Origin of the sequence: Bifidobacterium panos (assembly GCF_012932445.1) — a bacterium.
GTDB lineage: Bacteria > Actinomycetota > Actinomycetes > Actinomycetales > Bifidobacteriaceae > Bifidobacterium > Bifidobacterium panos.
Map to the genome: position 1 here is coordinate 23,444 of NZ_JAAIIJ010000016.1, position 16,670 is coordinate 40,113.

Annotated in this window: 13 protein-coding genes, 1 other RNA gene and 1 pseudogene; 12 read left to right on the forward strand and 3 right to left on the reverse strand. The window is 60.4% G+C overall.

From position 1 onward, the window contains the following. Positions 1-10: 10 nt before the first annotated feature. Positions 11-967, forward strand: a complete 957-nt coding sequence (locus G1C94_RS04450) for a DMT family transporter (protein ID WP_172145273.1) — start codon at positions 11-13, stop codon at positions 965-967. Here G1C94_RS04450 and G1C94_RS04455 read toward each other — a convergent pair. Next, on the reverse strand, positions 964-1,707 hold the full coding sequence (locus tag G1C94_RS04455) for a GTP pyrophosphokinase (protein WP_172145195.1): 744 nt from the start codon (positions 1,705-1,707) through the stop codon (positions 964-966). The two genes, G1C94_RS04450 and G1C94_RS04455, sit on opposite strands and share 4 nt — an antisense overlap. Before the next feature lie 80 nt (positions 1,708-1,787). On the opposite strand from G1C94_RS04455, the gene miaB reads away from it, so the two are divergent. Both miaB and miaA read left to right on the forward strand, forming a co-directional pair. After that, on the forward strand, positions 1,788-3,233 hold the full coding sequence (gene miaB / locus G1C94_RS04460; protein ID WP_172145197.1) for a tRNA (N6-isopentenyl adenosine(37)-C2)-methylthiotransferase MiaB: 1,446 nt from the start codon (positions 1,788-1,790) through the stop codon (positions 3,231-3,233). Then, a complete protein-coding gene (gene miaA, locus G1C94_RS04465; protein WP_172145199.1) occupies positions 3,220-4,212 on the forward strand; it encodes a tRNA (adenosine(37)-N6)-dimethylallyltransferase MiaA in 993 nt (330 codons plus the stop codon). The genes miaB and miaA overlap by 14 nt, the downstream gene beginning before the upstream one ends. Positions 4,213-4,242: 30 nt before the next feature. Here miaA and G1C94_RS04470 read toward each other — a convergent pair whose 3' ends face one another. Beyond that, a complete protein-coding gene (locus G1C94_RS04470) occupies positions 4,243-4,968 on the reverse strand; it encodes a Fic/DOC family protein (RefSeq protein ID WP_172145276.1) in 726 nt (241 codons plus the stop codon). A gap of 144 nt (positions 4,969-5,112) precedes the next feature. Here G1C94_RS04470 and G1C94_RS04475 point away from each other — a divergent pair, with 144 nt between their 5' ends. The 7 genes and pseudogenes from G1C94_RS04475 (at position 5,113) to G1C94_RS04505 (ending at position 12,392) form a co-directional block, all read left to right on the forward strand. Continuing rightward, a complete protein-coding gene (locus G1C94_RS04475) occupies positions 5,113-7,845 on the forward strand; it encodes a DNA translocase FtsK (RefSeq protein ID WP_172145201.1) in 2,733 nt (910 codons plus the stop codon). A gap of 341 nt (positions 7,846-8,186) precedes the next feature. Then, positions 8,187-8,864 carry a CDP-diacylglycerol--glycerol-3-phosphate 3-phosphatidyltransferase gene (pgsA, locus tag G1C94_RS07795; protein WP_172145279.1) on the forward strand — a complete coding sequence of 226 codons (678 nt, stop codon included), beginning with the start codon at positions 8,187-8,189 and terminating at the stop codon, positions 8,862-8,864. Beyond that, a complete protein-coding gene (locus tag G1C94_RS04485; RefSeq protein WP_172145203.1) occupies positions 8,861-9,454 on the forward strand; it encodes a CinA family protein in 594 nt (197 codons plus the stop codon). Before pgsA ends, G1C94_RS04485 begins: the two co-directional genes overlap by 4 nt. A 73-nt stretch (positions 9,455-9,527) precedes the next feature. Next, the gene (locus G1C94_RS04490; RefSeq protein ID WP_172145205.1) at positions 9,528-10,034 is read left to right on the forward strand and encodes a helix-turn-helix domain-containing protein; all 507 of its coding nucleotides are present in this window, start codon (positions 9,528-9,530) and stop codon (positions 10,032-10,034) included. Positions 10,035-10,119: 85 nt separating this feature from the next. Continuing rightward, positions 10,120-10,360 (forward strand): annotated as a pseudogene (locus tag G1C94_RS04495) (DUF3046 domain-containing protein). A gap of 266 nt (positions 10,361-10,626) precedes the next feature. Further along, on the forward strand, positions 10,627-11,790 hold the full coding sequence (recA, locus tag G1C94_RS04500; RefSeq protein ID WP_172145207.1) for a recombinase RecA: 1,164 nt from the start codon (positions 10,627-10,629) through the stop codon (positions 11,788-11,790). 11 nt (positions 11,791-11,801) lie between these two features. Beyond that, positions 11,802-12,392 carry a regulatory protein RecX gene (locus G1C94_RS04505; protein WP_172145210.1) on the forward strand — a complete coding sequence of 197 codons (591 nt, stop codon included), beginning with the start codon at positions 11,802-11,804 and terminating at the stop codon, positions 12,390-12,392. On the opposite strand, the gene rnpB is transcribed toward G1C94_RS04505, so the two are convergent. Next, positions 12,390-12,759: RNase P RNA component class A (gene rnpB / locus G1C94_RS04510), an RNA gene on the reverse strand. The genes G1C94_RS04505 and rnpB overlap by 3 nt on opposite strands. A gap of 170 nt (positions 12,760-12,929) precedes the next feature. Between rnpB and hpf the strand changes: the two genes are divergently transcribed. Then, positions 12,930-13,586 carry a ribosome hibernation-promoting factor, HPF/YfiA family gene (gene hpf, locus G1C94_RS04515; protein ID WP_172145213.1) on the forward strand — a complete coding sequence of 219 codons (657 nt, stop codon included), beginning with the start codon at positions 12,930-12,932 and terminating at the stop codon, positions 13,584-13,586. Positions 13,587-13,749: 163 nt separating this feature from the next. Next, positions 13,750-16,608 (forward strand): preprotein translocase subunit SecA, encoded by a 2,859-nt coding sequence (gene secA / locus G1C94_RS04520; protein ID WP_172145216.1) that lies wholly within the window; start codon positions 13,750-13,752, stop codon positions 16,606-16,608. Positions 16,609-16,670 lie beyond the last annotated feature (62 nt).

A 16,670-nucleotide genomic window follows, 5' to 3' on the forward strand; every position in this document is an offset into this window, starting at 1 on the left:
ACCGCTGGGCATCGTCTGTCTGTTGCTGTGCGCCATGATTTGGGGTTTCGCGTTCGTGGCGCAGGTGCAGGGCATGGACGTCATGTCGCCGCTGTTCTTCAACGCGGTGCGCTTTGCGTTGGGCGCGCTGTCGCTGGCCCTGCTTCTGTTGGTACGTTCCCGTCGCAAAACGAAGCTGCCCGAGCTCGCAACAAATCAAGCCGATGGTATCGCGTCAATCGCGAAAGAAGACGTTGCGCTTCAGACAACGCCCATGCGTTGGGCGACGCATCCCGTTGCGGTGAGCATCGTCTGCGGTGCGGTGCTGTTTGGTGCCAGCACCTTGCAGCAATATGGCATTCTGTATTGCAAATCGGCCGGGCGCTCCGGGTTTTTGTCCGCTCTGTACATCGTGATGGTGCCGTTGCTCGCCTTCGTGTTTCTGCGTCGGCGCATCAATATCCTCATCGGCGCGGCCGTGGCGCTGGCTGTGGCCGGTTTCTATTGCCTGTGCGTCACCGACGGATTCGGCTCGCTGGGCGTGGCGGACGTGATATTGGTGCTGTCCGCCGTGCTGTTTGCCGCCCATATTCTCATCATTGATACGCTCGGTTCCAGAGTCGATGCGATTGTGCTCTCGTTCGGCCAAATCTGCACCGCAGCGGCGTTGAGTTTCGCGGGGGCTCTGATGGACGGTTCGGTGGATTGGGCGGGCGCGCTCAACTCGTGGGTTCCGCTCGCCTATGCCGGCATCGGCTCGGTTGGTATCGCGTATACGTTGCAGGTCGTCGGTCAGCGGTGGGTGCCGCCGACAAGTGCGAGCCTGTTGATGAGTTTGGAATCACTGTTTTCCGTTGTGGGTGGGGCACTGTTGCTGGGCGAGGTGATGACCCCGCGCGCCTACGTTGGCTGCGCGCTCATTTTCCTGGGCACGTTGCTGGCCCAGATTCGCATTCCCTCGCGCCTCTTCAATGGCCGGGCTTCCTAACGTGTGGTGGGTTTCGGCGTCTCTTCGGCCTGAGGAGCAGTGTTGATGTCACGGTGAATGTGCTGCATCTGAACCTCGACGTTCTGCAGGCTTTTCGCGCAGTCGAGCAGCGTCTGGGAATGTTCGCTGAGTTTGGCGTCGGGCAAATCGCTTTTATAGCGCAGCGCATGTTCGAGGCTCGCCCAGTAATCCATCGCGATGGTGCGGAACTGCACTTCCACCGGCGTGTAATGCGCACCCGAGGAAAGGAACACCGGCACCGCGTAGATTACATGCAGTGAACGATAGCCGTTCTGCTTGGGTTTCTTGATGTAATCCTTGACGCGCAGCACCTGAATGTCCGATTGCGACGACAGGTAGTTGGATACCGAATACACGTCGTCCCGGTAATTGCAGATCACGCGAATGCCGGCCACGTCGAACAGATTGTCCTTGACGGATTTGACTGATATGGGCAGTCCTTTGCGTTCCAGTTTGCCGATAATCGAATCGACCGACTTCAAACGCCGCTCCATGTGATGAATCGGGTCATGGCTGAACCTGACTTGAAACTCGTCGTCGAGCACCTCCAGCTTGGTGCTGATCTCATACATGGCGCCCTCATACACCTGCATTTGGTCGATGAACTCGGGAATCTGCGCGTTGTCGAAATGCTCGTCCGAGATGTCGAACGTCTTCAGACGCGCGCGCAGGTCTGAGGTGTTGAGTCTGTTATGTCTATCAAGTATCACGTCATTCAATATACCTGTTCGCTGTGCGCCAAACTGGGATATGTCTGAGAGCGACCTTATGACTCGACCCGCCGATACAGTGGGGCGTTATGAACGAAGACATGATGAGCGAGGCGGAGCGCGCCTCGGCGAGCGCGACGGCTTTCACCGGGCGGCGTGGCAAGGGGATATTCCATGTTCACACGCTCGGTTGCCAGATGAATGTGCATGATTCCGAGCGCATCGCCGGCGTGCTTGAAGCGGACGGCTACGTGCCCGCCACTGAAGAGCAGGTCGAAGCTCATGACGTCGATCTCATCGTGCTCAACACCTGCGCGGTGCGCGAGAACGCCGCCGAACGCATGTACGGCACCATCGGATTGTGGGCCGAGCTCAAGCGGCAGCACCCGAATCTGCAAATCGCGGTGGGCGGTTGCATGGCTCAGCTCGACCGTCAGAAAATCGCGAAAAAGGCACCGTGGGTGGCGGCCGTTTTCGGCACCAAGAACATCGGCTCGTTGCCGCATCTGCTTGATCAGAACCGCGTGGCCGGCACCCCGCAGGTCGAAGTGGCGGACAAGCTTGAGCTGTTCCCCAGCCAGTTGCCCACCGATCGCGCTTCGAAAGTCAGCTCTTGGGTGTCGATTTCCGTGGGATGCAACAACACCTGCACATTCTGCATCGTGCCCACCACGCGCGGCAGGGAGAAGGACCGCCGCCCCGGCGACGTGCTCGATGAAGTGCGCGCCTGCGTGGCGGGCGGCGCCAAAGAAGTCACGTTGCTTGGGCAGAACGTGAACTCCTATGGGTTCGGCATCGGTGACAGGTATGCCTTCAGCAAGTTGCTGCGTGCGTGCGGGCAGATCGAAGGCCTTGAGCGCGTCAGGTTCACCTCGCCGCACCCGGCCGCCTTCACCGACGATGTGATCGCCGCGATGGCCGAGACGCCGAACGTCATGCACCAACTGCACATGCCCCTGCAATCCGGTTCGGATCGCATCCTGCGCGCCATGCGCCGCTCCTACCGTTCGGCCAGATTCATGGATATCCTGAGCAAGGTGCGTGACGCCATGCCGGACGCGCAAATCTCCACCGACATCATCGTCGGGTTCCCGTCCGAGACGGAAGAGGACTTCCAAGCCACGCTCGACGTGGTGCGTCAGGCGCGCTTTGCCAGCGCCTTCACATTCATCTATTCGCCGCGCCCCGGCACGCCGGCCGCCGAGATGGAACAGTTGCCGCATGACGTGGTGCAGGAGCGTTTTGAGCGTTTGGTGGCCTTGCAGGAAGAAATCACCCAGGAAGATCTCAAGGCCTTTGAGGGTCGCGACGTCGAGGTGATGATCACCGGCACGCAAGGCAGAAAGGATGCCGCGACGCATCGCGTCACCGGGCGCGAGAAAACCGGCGTGTTGGTGCATATCGGTGTCCCCGAGGGGTGCGAGGAGCCGCGCATCGGCGATTTCGTCACCGCCACCGTCACCCACGCCGCCCGTCATAACCTCATCGCCGATCCCGATCCGAAAGCCGGGCAAACCTACCATGTGCGGCACTGAACGAGTCATTTCCATCGTCGGTCCGACGGCCTGCGGCAAAACGGCACTCGGCATCGCCATAGCCAAGCGGCTTGCCGAGCAGGGGGAACGGGCCGAAATCGTCAACGCGGATGCCTACCAGATGTATCGCGGCATGGACGTCGGCACCGCCAAGCCAAGCCTTGAGGAACAGGCCACCGTGCCGCATCATCTCATCGATATCATCGACCCCGACGAGACGATGAGCGTGGCCCGTTTCCAGCAGCTTGCCCGCGAAACGATGGCCGACCTGCAATCGCGCGGCATTCGCCCGATTCTCGTCGGAGGCTCCGGCCTATATGCGCGCGCCGCCATCGACGACATTACCTTTCCCGGCACCGACACCGAAGTGCGTGCGCGTTTGGAGGAACGTGAGCGAGTGGAAGGCGCGGGGGCGCTGTTCGAGGAGCTGAAGGCCAAAGACCCCGAAGCGGCGGCGCGCATGGATCCGCGCAATCCCCGCCGCACGATCCGCGCGCTGGAAGTCATCGAATTGACCGGACGGCCATATTCGGCCAGTCTGCCGCATTATCGCTACGTCATCCCCACCGTGCAAATAGGCCTTGATCTCGACCGTGCCGAACTCGACCGTCGCATCGATATTCGCACCACTCGCATGCGCGAGCAGGGGTTCCTCGACGAAGCGCGCCGTTTGCGCCCAAGCATGGGATTGACAGCCTCCAGGGCGCTGGGCTATCAGCAGATGTTCGATCTTCTCGACGGTTTATGGGACGAGCGGGAAGCATGGGCCGACGTGGCGCAGAAAACCAAGCGGCTGGCACGCAAACAGATGGGATGGTTCGGCCGCGACCCGCGCATCCACTGGTTGCAGGCGACCAACCCCGCCTTGCTCGACAACGCCATGGCCATCATCTCGCACGCAACCCGCGGCGATTACGACGCCATCGACGCGCAGGCCGACGCCTACGCCCAGCATCACTTGGGCGACATCAACCACTGAAAACCATCGGCGGCGGGAACGGGGCGTCTATCAGTGCGCCGGCCCCTGCTCAAACCCGGCGATCAGGAACACGCGTGTCGGGTTGGCCGGGCGCACAATGGCGTCGAACAGCCGCTCGAATGCGCCGGTGTCGCCCCGATACGCCGCTTGTTTGGCGGCTTTATATGATTCGCGCGTGACGCTTGCCCAATCCAGATCCCAGCCCGCATCGTGCGCCAGACGCGCCCCGAACATGCGCAACACCATGGCGTTGCCGCCCTTGAACGGATGCAGATATCCCAGTTCGTCGAAAATATGCACGAACTCGCGCACGAACACATCCCTGTCCAGCGCGTGCAGATTGCGCTTGTCAGCTAGCTCGACGGCGATGTTGTGCGCGCCCGTCTCGATGAGATTCGCGGGGAAGAAGGCTTCGGGATTATGCGCGCGAGTGCTGTCGCTGGACACGGCCCGCGTGGTGTCGGCCGTGCGCAAACGCCCCGCGTCCGCAAACACGCCGTCGAACAGACCGCGGTGGATGGCCACGAGCTCGTCCAAATCCCCGGAAGGTATCCAAGGGCGCTCCGCCAGCAACACGGTGCGCGCGAATATGCCGGGCGCCTTGTCGCTGTGCTTGTCATCAAGACTGCCGTCGGACAGCTTGCTGTTCGCCGCTGTGGCGGCTTGCCCATCCGCTACGTCAATCAAGGCCGCCACATCGATATGCCCAGCCCTGTAGTCGGCGGCGGCGCGCATCGTCGCCTCGCCGGGTGTCATCGCTTCCAATGCGCAGTTCTTCAGCGCGAATGCGACCGCGCTCGCTCGTTCCGCAGGTGTCATATCTCCCTATCGTAAACCAGACGCTTTATACTCGCATCATTACCGGTGCCAGCGACGGCTCGTAGTAGAATCAAACCCGTTATGGCACAATCAGAATCCTCATCAAAATCCTCGTCCCGCCCTCGCAAGAACGGCGGGGCGTCTTCGCACGACGGCAACACCAAGGTTCAGCCAGAGCTTGATATGCCGGCGGAACCCGCGTGGAAAAAAATCCTGTTGGCGATTCCGCGTGCATTCGGCTCCGGCGTGCGCGCCATCACCGGCGTCGGCGAATACGATCCCGCCTATCGCCGTGACGGTCTGTGCTTCCTGATGCTGGTGTTCGCGGTGCTGTTCTGCGCCTCCGAATGGTTTCATGTTCACGGCGTGTTCGGGCAGTTCCTGCATGCCGTGGCTTCCGGCGCGTTCGGCGTGATGAGTGTGGTGCTGCCGGTGTTGCTCGTCGTTGTGGCCGTCCGTCTGATGCGCAACAGCGGCAAGGAATCGAACAATCCCCGTGTGATTACGGGCTGGGTGCTGTTGCTGTGGTCGATCTGCTCGATCATCGATATCGTCGTAGCTTCGAAAAGTGCCGGTTTCGATATCGCCGTGCTGCAAAAAGCAGGCGGATTGCTCGGCTACGTTCTTGGCTCGCCATTGGCGTGGGGGCTTTCCGACGTGTTCGCGATCATTGTCTTTGTCGTCATCGCGCTGTTCGCCATGCTGCTGATTTCAAGGCTTCATGTCACTGATTTGCCTGAGTTGTGGCGTCGTCTCGTCGCCAAGGCGCAGGGCAGATCCTATCAGAACGCCGCCGAAGAGGGTGACGAGCAATTCCCCAACGAGGTGCGCATCGGCGATGGCACATTGTCATTCGCGGACGGCGTGCCTGCCCATGATGGTTCCGACGAAGAGGACACCAACCAAGCCGGGGAGTCGAAGCGAGGAATTCTCTCGCGGCTATTCGGCAGAAAAAATAAGGAAGCCTCCGGCTCGTCGCTTGAACGTTATCAAGGAGACGACCCGTTTTCCCAAGCGGCATCGCGCCATGGGCAGTCCGCCGAGATGCCCGTGCAGGAAAGTCAAGACGCTCAAGACACCAAGGAAGATACGTCCGACAGAACGTTGCCGATGTCCACCGCCGCGCCCTCGCAAACGCAAGGAAACGACCCTTGGGCACCAACCGCGCAGAATGATGCGCCCGCGGCGACACTCGCTGTGGGATCCGGTTCCGGCGCGTATGGCAGTGACAGCGATGAAAGCGATGCCGTTTCGTCCGCTTCAGGTGAGGGTGAAAGCGGTGATGCCGAGTCGCCGTACCATCTGCCCAGTCTTGACATGCTCGCAAAAGGCAAACCGCACGCCGCGCGCACCCCGTCCAACGACAGGGTGATTCGCGCGCTGACCTCCACGTTCCAGCAGTTCAAGGTGGATGCCAAAGTCGTCGGTTTCCTGCGCGGCCCCTCCGTCACCCAATACGAGGTCGAGCTCGGTTCCGGCGTCAAAGTGGAGAAGGTCACGAACCTCCAGCGCAATATCGCCTATGCGGTGGCCAGTTCCGACGTGCGCATCCTCTCGCCGATTCCCGGCAAATCAGCCATCGGCATCGAGATTCCGAATGAGGACCGCGAAATCGTGTGCCTGGGCGACGTGCTGCGCAGTCAGGAGGTCGTCAGCGACCCCAATCCGATGATCTGCGGCATCGGCAAGGATGTCGAAGGCCATTTCGTCACCGCCGACCTCACCAAGATGCCGCATCTGCTGGTCGCCGGTGCCACCGGCTCGGGCAAGTCGAGCTTTGTCAACTCCATGCTCACCTCGATCATCATGCGCGCCACACCCGAACAGGTGCGCCTGATCATGGTGGATCCCAAACGCGTGGAGCTATCTGCCTACGCGGGCATTCCGCACCTGCTGACCCCGATCATCACCGATCCGAAGAAGGCTGCCCAGGCGCTCGAATGGGTGGTCAAGGAGATGGATTCGCGCTACTCCGACTTGGAATTCTTCGGGTTCAAGCATGTCAAGGATTTCAACAAGGCCGTGCGCGAAGGCAAAGTCCATGCACCCGCCGGCTCGAATCGCAAGGTCGCGCCATATCCGTATATCCTGGTTGTCGTCGACGAGATGGCCGATTTGATGATGGTGGCGAAGAACGACGTGGAAAGTTCCATCCAGCGCATCACCCAGTTGGCGCGCGCCGCCGGCGTGCATCTGGTACTCGCCACCCAGCGCCCCTCCGTCGATGTGGTGACAGGCTTGATCAAGGCCAACATCCCCTCGCGTCTGGCATTCACGACTTCCTCGGCAACCGACTCGCGCGTGATTCTCGACACCACGGGTGCCGAAACGCTGATTGGCCAGGGTGACGGCTTGTTCCTGCCGATGGGCTCAGCCAAGCCGATTCGCGTGCAGGGCTCGTGGGTCAACGAATCCGAAATTCGTCAGGCCGTGGAGTTCGTACGCACCCAGCGCAAGCCCAAATACCGCGAGGACATCGAGCAGATGGCGCGTGAGGCCGACAGCAAGACGATCGAACCGGACGAGGAAATCGGTGATGACATGGACGTGCTGTTGCAGGCCGCCGAACTGGTGGTCACCACGCAGTTCGGTTCCACTTCCATGCTTCAACGCAAGTTGAGAGTTGGTTTTGCCAAGGCGGGGCGCTTGATGGACTTGCTGGAATCGCGTGGCGTGGTCGGTCCCTCCGAAGGCTCGAAGGCGCGCGAAGTGCTCGTCCAACCCGCTGATTTGCCGGCGGTGCTGGCTTTCATTCGTGGCGAAACGAGTTCGATTGAAACTTCCGATGCCCAATCTCAGGGCGATGACGTGTAGTAAGGGTAACGTGAACGATTATGAGTGAAACACATGAGCAATTCCATCCCGACACGGATGTTCAAGGTACTGTAAATCCGATCAGCGAGCATGCCGAGAGCGTGTCATTTGAATCGGTCATTGCAGGCGCGGCGCCCCAATCCTTCGAACCGGTGGCGTCTGCGCAGAAATCAGTGACGTCTGCGCAGGAACCGGCGGTGTCTGCGCAAGAGCCAGTGGTGCCTGTGCAGGCACCGGTGACGTCTGTACAGGAGCCGGTGGTGCCTGTGCAGGAACCGGTGGTGTCTGCGCAGGAACCGGTGGCATCTGCGCAGGAACCGGTGGCATCTGTACAAGAGCCGGTGGTGTCTGCGCAGGAACCGGCGAACAAACCCTCGCTGTTGGACAGCTGGAACGCCGTCCCGAACCTCGTCACCTATTCGCGCATCGTGCTCGTGGTGGTTTTCCTCGGGCTGTACATCGCCGCCGGCGCGTGGGGGCTGAGCAACCTTCCGATGCGTTGGGCGGCCGCGATCCTCTTCATCATCGCCGCTTCCACCGATAAGCTCGACGGCTGGATGGCTCGCAAATACAATCAGGTGACCGAACTGGGCAAACTGATGGATCCGATCGCCGACAAACTGCTCACCTGCGGCGCGCTGGTCGTGGCCAGTGCGTTCGGCGAGTTCCCTTGGTGGGCCACTGCGCTGTTCCTAGTGCGCGAGATTGGCATCACGGTGATGCGCTTCGTCGTGATGGAACGCCCGAGTGGCAAGGTCATCGCCGCCGCGCGTCCAGGCAAGCTCAAAACGGTGTTCCAGTACGTCGGTTTGTCGATGTTGCTGTTGCCGGTGTGGCAGTTCTGCCCTGATGCCATCGAGGTCGCGAAGTTGCCGATGTGGCTGAATGGCTATCTGTTCGTCACCTATGTGCTGCTGTATCTGGCGCTGTTCCTGTGCCTGTATTCCGGCTACCTGTATCTGCATAACACGTTTGGAGGTTTGCCCAAGAAGTCGGCGAAGCCTAGGCATTCACGATGACTGCCCTACAGGAACAGGACGCTCTGGCGGCGGGGATTCTTAAATCCTGCGCCTCGCGGGGGTACAAGCTCGCCTGCGCGGAATCGCTGACGGGCGGCCTGCTCGCCGACGCTTTCGTGCGCATTCCCGGCGCGTCGAACGTCTTCCTCGGTTCGGCAGTCACCTATGACATCAAAGCGAAAGCCTCCATTCTCGGTGTGGATGCCGCCTTGCTGGGGCGTGAAGGTGCCGTACACCCCGAAGTCGCACGTCAGATGGCTGTTGCGGCGGCACGGCTTTACAACCAGAGCGAATACGCAAATCAAGTGATGTCGATTTCGACCACAGGGGTAGCCGGACCCGGCCCGGACGGCGACAAACCGGCCGGACTGGTCTATGTCGGCGTGGCGTTGCCTGATGTGCTGCCCTTTCGGATGGACGATCTGCAGTTGCCTGCCGACACGTCATACGCATCCGATATGAGGACCCGGGTGGATGGGGTGAACAGCGTCGCTTTTGAGTTGCGTTTGCAAGGCTCTCGGGAACAGATACGCGCCGGCGTTGTCCTGCATGCATTGCGCATAGTGAGGCAACTCACAGTGTTTTTATAGGAATAAAACCACTCCTGCCCATTGTTGTGGTGTTGTATAGAGTAACGACATCACACAGGTAAGGGGATGGATTATGGAAACGATGACCCGTGTTCGCTCGACTGTTGAATCGGCAACCTCTGCACCGATGGTGCGTCCGGGTGCCGCCCGAATGCGTGAATTGACCCCAGCCCAACGCCGTGCCGTCATGTTCGCCCAGCAGCAGGTGCTCAAGGCGCGTGCCGCCAAGAAGGCCAAGGACGAGGCCATTGAAGCACGGCGTCGCATGTGGGATGAAAGTGAGGCTGACATTGCCGCCGCGCAGAATGCCGCCCGCCGCGAAGAAAGCCGTCATGTAGCGAATCCCACATTGCGCGGAGCCATCGGGTATGTCTTGCGGGACCTGCGTTCGCGCGACCATAGAACCTTGCGCGAGGTCAGCGAAAAAGCCGGCGTGTCGCTTGGGTACCTGTCCGAAGTGGAACGCGGGCAGAAGGAGGCCAGTTCCGAGTTGCTCACGTCCATTGCCGAATCTTTGGGTGTGAGCGCGGCCCAGTTGTTGCGCATGGTCGCCGACAGGCTCGATGTGCTTGCCGCCTGATGTATTCCATTCGTTTGTAGTTATGCAGAATCCCGATTCCGTTAGGGGTCGGGATTTTTCGCATGAAACACTACACTGGGGTCTCATGCGTGAACGGGAATTCTGGCAGTTGCTCGAAGAGGTGTTCGGGCGCACTTATGGGCGTGCGTTGTCGCGTGACCAGCAGCTGCCCGCGTTGGGGAACATGACCGTCGTCGAGGCGCTCGAATCGGGCCAGGAGCCTCGCGTCGTATGGAACGTGCTGTGCGATCAGATGGAAGTTCCGGATGCGAAGCGTTGGGGGGCGCGACCATAACGCTCCTCCCATGCCGCACCGTGTGGGCTGAGGTGCTTCGGCGTGTCGCCATCGCAATTCGAACAAATGTTCGCATTTAGGGTTATAGTTATCCACAGCGAGTATCACCGGCAGATGCACGGTTGTCACTTGCGCATGGTGCAAAAACCGTTGTCCCCATTGGGATATGAGGTGACGACGACACTGACGCCGAGAGGGCTTCGACCACAATGGTCGTCTGTCCTTGACCGCGCGCAGGGCGAGTACGTACCGTGAGAAGCGAACAGTCGTCTGTCCATTTGGCAAAAGGAGAAGATCATGGCACACAACACCGGCGCCACGTCATCGCAGCACGAGCTCGATCCACGGCGCAAGGCCGCCCTTGACACCGCATTGGCGCAGGTCGAGAAGAGTTTCGGCAAAGGCTCGGCCATGCGGCTTGGCGACAGGCCCGAACAGGATGTTGAGGTCATTCCCACAGGCTCGCTCGCCCTGGACATGGCTCTTGGCATCGGCGGTCTTCCCAAGGGTCGCATCGTCGAGGTGTACGGCCCCGAATCCTCAGGCAAGACCACGCTGACGTTGCATGTGGTGGCGAATGCGCAAAAGGCGGGCGGCGTGGCCGCGTTCATCGACGCGGAACACGCGCTCGACCCGGTGTATGCCCGCAAACTCGGTGTCGACACCGATTCGCTGATCGTCTCCCAGCCCGACAACGGCGAGCAGGCCCTGGAAATCGCCGACATGCTCATCCGTTCCGGCGCGCTGGACGTCATCGTGATCGATTCCGTGGCCGCGCTGGTACCCAAAGCCGAAATCGAAGGTGATATGGGAGACAGCCATGTGGGCTTGCAGGCCCGCCTGATGAGCCAGGCCTTGCGCAAGATGACGGGCGCATTGGCCCAGGCCGGCACCACGGCCATCTTCATCAACCAGTTGCGCGAAAAAATCGGCGTGTTCTTCGGCTCGCCCGAAACCACCACCGGCGGCAAGGCGCTGAAGTTCTATTCCTCCGTGCGCATGGATATTCGTCGTATCCAGACCATCAAGAACGGTGAGGATGCGGTGGGTAATCGCACGCGCGTCAAGGTAGTCAAGAACAAGATGGCACCGCCGTTCAAATCCGCCGAGTTCGACATGCTGTATGGCGAAGGCATTTCCCGCGAGGGTTCCGCGCTGGATATGGCCATCCAGGTCGGCGTGGTCAAGAAATCCGGTTCTTGGTTCACCTATGAGGGCGACCAGCTTGGTCAAGGGCGCGAGAATGTGCGTAACTTCCTGAAGGACAACCCCGGCATCACCGAGGAAATCGAGAACAAGGTCAAGGCGGCGTTCGGCCTGATCGAGCCGATGGATCAGTTCGCCGAAGGCGAGGAGGCGACGGACGCCGCCCAAACGGGCGAGCAAACCGAATCCGTTGCGCCCGCCGAGGAGAACAAGGCGGACAAGTCCTCGAAGGCCGCGGCTCGCCCCAAGGCGTAAGCTGTATTGACATGATCAGCGCCGAGACCTTTCTTCAGGGGCATTGCGTCGTTGTCGATGATTCGACCGACGAAGACACGCACGAGGATTCCCATCGTGTGAACCGCAACAGGCGCGGCTCGTCGTCCGACGATTTCGACCCCCGGGATGTCGATGCCTGCCGCGAGGCGGCGCTGCGTCTGTTGGATGCCGCTCCGCGTTCCTGTGGTGGGTTGCGGCAGCGGCTGGTAGGCAAAGGGTATGACGAGCGGGCGGTTGATGCCGTCATCAAGCGTTTGCTCGAACTCAAGTTGCTTGATGATCGTGCCTATGCCGAATCGGCGGTGCGCTATTGCCTGAACCGTTTGATGGGCGAGCGCGGCGCGGTGATGGAGCTGCGGCGCAAAGGCATCAATTCCACGCTGGCGTCCCGTGTCGTCGACGAGGCCGCCCATCAGGGACTGTTCGAGGAATCGGCTTGGGGACTTGGCCGCAGGATCTACCGCAAGACGCAGGGGCTTGATCGTCAGGTGCGTTTGCGCCGCTTCTGGGCGGCGGGAGGGCGCAAAGGTCATGATCCCGAAACGTTGCGCCGTGTCGCGCATGAGCTGATGGATGAATAGGTGAGACCCCTTATACCCCGGGTTCTGTCATGCGCTTGACACGCACGGATGACCATCCATCTCGACCTGACGTCGCCGCCAGGCTCTAGCGGCCTACCCGATGGCACGGGCGAGCAGCCCTTAAAGCCATCTGCTTGGCCTTGCTCCCGATGAGGCTTGCCATGCGACCCACTGTTGCCAGGGGCCCGGTGGTCTCTTACACCGCCGTTTCACCCTTACCTCCCGGCGTGGCCGGGGGCGGTCTGTTCTCTGTTGCGCTATCTCTCAGGTTGCCCTGGGCGGACGTTATCCGCCATCGTGCTCTGTGGAGCCCGGAAGTTCCTCAGCCATTGCCAATGGACATGACCGCGGTCATCAAGGGGTCTCAAGGTTTTCACTATACCAGTGCAGAGCGAATGGAAAAAACAGATGAAAATCACGGCTTTTCTACGAGCATCCAGCCGATGCTCGTCTACAATGAAAACTACCCGGCCGGTGAAGATGCCGGTCGAAACGCCAAATAGCGGCTGGCGCCGCTTGAGTTACTAGGAGGTTCACATGGAAATCGTCGTTACCGGACGTCATACGCAAATCAAACAAAGGTTCCGTGATGTCGTCGAAAGCAAGATGAATCGTGTGACCGCCATCGCACCCGATGCGCAGCGTGCACAGATCGTGCTTACCCATGAGGGTAATCCCCGCCAGGCCGATACCGCCAAGCGCGTGGAAATCACCGTTATCGCGGGTCGCACCGTGGTGCGCGCCGAAGCATCCAGCGCCGATGAGTTCAGCGCCCTTGACATGGCCCTTGACAAGCTGACGCTACGTCTTCGCCGCACGCGTGATCGTCGCAAGGATCATCGTCGTGGTTATGAGAACCCGGTGCCGGTTGATTTGGGCGCCATTGAACCCGAGACCCTTGAGGCCGAAGCCGACAACGAGCCGGACAACAGCCCGGCCGCCGCGGTGTCTTCGGAACTTGGCCCGGGGGAGTCGGTTGAGGTTCAGGTGGGCGACACCCCAATCGTGATTCGTCGTAAGCTGCATATCGCCGATCCGATGAGCATCGATGAGGCGTTGTATGAGATGGAATTGATCGGACATGATTTCTTCCTGTTCGTCAACAAGGAGACGGGTCGTCCCTCTGTCGTCTACCGCCGCCACGGTTGGAGCTACGGCGTGTTTGAAATCGACACTCCCGAAAACGTCAACTGACAGCATGAATTTTTCATGAAGCCCGCGCCCGATGACGCGGGCTTCGTGTTGCTTCCTTGTCTTATCGGCAAGGTCGCGTAAGATAGTCGGCAGTGTGTCCTGACGCATATCCGATATGCGTTTGCAGGGCTAAAAAGAACTCGACCAATCCGAGGAGCAGAACGTGGTAGATATCGTCGACAAGGCACTACGTATAGGCGAAGGCCGTCAGATCAAGAAGTTGGAAAACGTGGCGAAGGCCGTCAACGCTTTGGAAGATGAGATTTCGGCGCTTTCGGATGAGGAGCTTAAGGCGCAGACGCCCAAATTCAAGCAGGAGCTGGACAACGGCAAGAAGCTGGACGATGTTCTGCCTGAGGCATTTGCCACGGTGCGTGAAGTCTCCAAGCGCACACTGGGGCAGCGCCACTTCGATGTGCAGCTCATGGGCGGTGCCGCCCTGCACTGGGGCAATATCGCCGAAATGAAGACAGGCGAAGGCAAGACCTTGGTCGCTACCCTGCCGGCATATCTGAACGCCTTGGAAGGCAAGGGCGTGCACGTGGTCACCGTCAACGACTACCTCGCCAGCTACCAGAGCGAGCTGATGGGGCGCATCTATCGCTTCCTCGGCATGAGCGTCGGTTGCATCATTACCGACCAGAAGCCGCCGGAGCGCCGCAAACAATACAACGCCGACATCACCTACGGCACCAACAACGAGTTCGGCTTCGACTATCTGCGCGACAACATGGCGTGGGAAAAAGGCGAACTGGTGCAACGCGGCCACCATTACGCCATCGTCGATGAGGTTGACTCCATCCTGATCGACGAGGCACGTACCCCTCTGATCATCTCCGGCCCGGCCGAGGGGGATGTCACCCGTTGGTACCGCCAATTCGCCAAGCTGGTGTTGAAGCTCACCCGTGACGAGGATTACGATGTCGACGAGAAGAAGAAGGTCGTGGGCATCAAGGACGCGGGTATCACCAAGGTCGAGGACTTCCTTGGCATCGATAACCTGTATGAGCCTTCCAACACCGCTCTGATCGGCTACCTCAACAACGCCATCAAGGCCAAGGAACTCTTCCTGCGCGACCGCGATTACGTCGTCACCCACGGCGAGGTGCTTATCGTCGACGAGCACACTGGCCGTATCCTGCCGGGCCGTCGCTACAACGAGGGTCTGCACCAAGCCATTGAAGCCAAGGAAGGCGTGGAGGTCAAGGCTGAGAACCAGACTTTCGCCACCATCACGTTGCAGAACTACTTCCGCATGTACGACAAGCTCGCCGGCATGACCGGTACCGCCGAAACCGAGGCGGCCGAGTTCATGAGCACCTACAAGCTGGGCGTGTTGCCGATTCCGACCAACAAGCCGATGATCCGCGAAGACAAGGACGACTTCATCTTCCGCACCAAGAGGGAGAAACTCGCCGCCATCGTCAAGGATGTCGCCGAACGCCACGCCAAGGGTCAGCCGGTGCTGCTCGGCACCGCGAGCGTGGAAAGCTCCGAGGTCGTTTCCACGCTGCTCGATGTGGCGAAGATTCCCCATCAGGTGCTCAACGCCAAGCAGCACGACAAGGAAGCCGCCGTCGTGGCCGTGGCGGGTCGCAAGGGCTCCGTCACCGTGGCCACCAACATGGCCGGTCGAGGCACCGACATCATGCTCGGCGGCAACGTCGAGTTCCTCGCCGATGCCAAGCTCAAAGCCGAGGGCTATTCGCCCGAGGACACGCCGGAGGAATACGAGAAGCGTTGGCCGGGCACTTTGAACGAGGTCAAGGCGCAGGTCAAGGACGAGCATGAGGAGGTCACCGAGCTCGGCGGCCTGTATGTGCTGGGCACCGAACGCCATGAGTCCCGCCGTATCGACAATCAGTTGCGTGGTCGTTCCGGTCGTCAGGGAGACCCGGGCGAATCCCGCTTCTACCTGAGTCTCGAAGACGATCTGATGCGTCTGTTCAACACCCAGCTCGTCGCCCGCGTGATGTCCAAGGGCTTGCCTGAGGGCGAGCCGATTCACGCCAAGAGCGTGTCCAAGGGCGTGCGCACCGCGCAGAAGGCCCGCGAATCGCAGAACTTCGAGATTCGTAAGAACGTGTTGAAGTACGACGATGTGATGAACAAGCAGCGCACCGTCATTTATGCCGAGCGTCAGGCCGTGCTGAAGGGCGAGAATATCCACGAGGATATCGAGCGCTTCATCACCGACACCGTCACCAGCTATGTCAAGGGTGCCAACAATGGTTCTGACAAGCCCAAGGATTGGGATTGGGAGGGCCTGTTCAAGGCGCTCAACACCGTGATTCCCACTGATGTGACCGTCGACGAAGCCCAGGAAGCCGCTCAGGGCAAGAAGGCGGAGAAAGCCGTCGACGCCGTGTGCGAGGTGATCGTCGAGGACGCCAAGGAGGCATACGCCGGTTTCGAGAAGACGCTTGGTGCCGATGGATTGCGCCAGCTGGAACGCCGCGTCGTGCTCGCCGTGCTCGACCGCAAGTGGCGCGAACACCTCTATGAGATGGATTACCTGAAGGATGGCATCGGCTTGCGCGGCATGGGTCAGCGTGACCCGCTGGTGGAATACCAGCGCGAAGGCTACCAGATGTACAACTCCATGATTGAGGCCATCAAGGAGGAGACGGTTCAGCTGCTCTTCCATGTGGATATTCAGCAGGTCGCCGAAACCGAGGATCTCAACTCCGAAGCCGACGAGGATGCCGCCGTCGACGCCACCGAGGCCAAACTGGGCATCGCCACGTCCGGCGACGAGAACGACACCGAGGCCGAAGGCCCCGATGAGAACGGCGGTGAGGTGACCCTTGACGAGGACGGCAACCCGGTGATCGTCGGTCCGGCGCCATCAAGCCACGCGGAAGGCAAGGTGCCGGCATCCAAGAAGCCGAAGAACGAGGAGCTCAAGACTCCGTGGGCCGATGGCCGCACGTTCCCCGACACCGCGAAGAACGCGCCCTGCCCCTGCGGTTCCGGCCGTAAGTACAAGATGTGCCACGGGCAGAACGAGAGCGCCGAATAGTCGCTTATCGTTCGACAGCAAAACGACCGCCGCGCCTGAAAACAACAGGTGCGGCGGTCGTT

What these genes read in the sequence shown, in the direction of transcription:
- G1C94_RS04490 (WP_172145205.1), top strand. Translation starts at nt 9,528, where the DNA reads ATGGAAACGATGACCCGTGTTCGCTCGACTGTTGAATCGGCAACCTCT.
- G1C94_RS04470 (WP_172145276.1), bottom strand. Translation starts at nt 4,968, where the DNA reads ATGACACCCGGCGAGGCGACGATGCGCGCCGCCGCCGACTACAGGGCT.
- recA (WP_172145207.1), top strand. Translation starts at nt 10,627, where the DNA reads ATGGCACACAACACCGGCGCCACGTCATCGCAGCACGAGCTCGATCCA.
- miaB (WP_172145197.1), top strand. Translation starts at nt 1,788, where the DNA reads ATGAACGAAGACATGATGAGCGAGGCGGAGCGCGCCTCGGCGAGCGCG.
- G1C94_RS04475 (WP_172145201.1), top strand. Translation starts at nt 5,113, where the DNA reads ATGGCACAATCAGAATCCTCATCAAAATCCTCGTCCCGCCCTCGCAAG.
- miaA (WP_172145199.1), top strand. Translation starts at nt 3,220, where the DNA reads ATGTGCGGCACTGAACGAGTCATTTCCATCGTCGGTCCGACGGCCTGC.
- hpf (WP_172145213.1), top strand. Translation starts at nt 12,930, where the DNA reads ATGGAAATCGTCGTTACCGGACGTCATACGCAAATCAAACAAAGGTTC.
- G1C94_RS04505 (WP_172145210.1), top strand. Translation starts at nt 11,802, where the DNA reads ATGATCAGCGCCGAGACCTTTCTTCAGGGGCATTGCGTCGTTGTCGAT.
- G1C94_RS04485 (WP_172145203.1), top strand. Translation starts at nt 8,861, where the DNA reads ATGACTGCCCTACAGGAACAGGACGCTCTGGCGGCGGGGATTCTTAAA.